The 278-nt window shown below is 41.7% G+C and carries 1 rRNA gene; it reads right to left on the bottom strand.

Annotated features, from left to right (window positions below):
• Positions 1-92: ribosomal RNA gene (locus KI350_RS22825) — 23S ribosomal RNA — on the bottom strand; the annotation flags it as partial.
• Positions 93-278 lie beyond the last annotated feature (186 nt).

Below are 278 nucleotides of genomic sequence, written 5' to 3' on the forward strand. Positions count from 1 at the left end.
CTTACAGCTCCCCGAAGCATATCGGTGTTCGTCCCGTCCTTCATCGGCTCCTAGTGCCAAGGCATCCACCGTGCGCCCTTTCTAACTTAACCGTTAAAAAGAATCACTACGTGATATCTTGCATTACAATTGAATGTGAATGTCTACTTTCGTTATCTAGTTTTCAAAGAACACGCTTTGAAGGAATGATCCTTCAAAACTAAACAAGATCTAAACGCACCTGTCTATAAGACCGCAAGGTCTTATATTCCGTATAATATCCTTAGAAAGGAGGTGAT

The organism is Bacillus sp. J41TS8 (assembly GCF_018333035.1).
Classification (GTDB): domain Bacteria; phylum Bacillota; class Bacilli; order Bacillales; family Bacillaceae; genus Bacillus; species Bacillus paralicheniformis.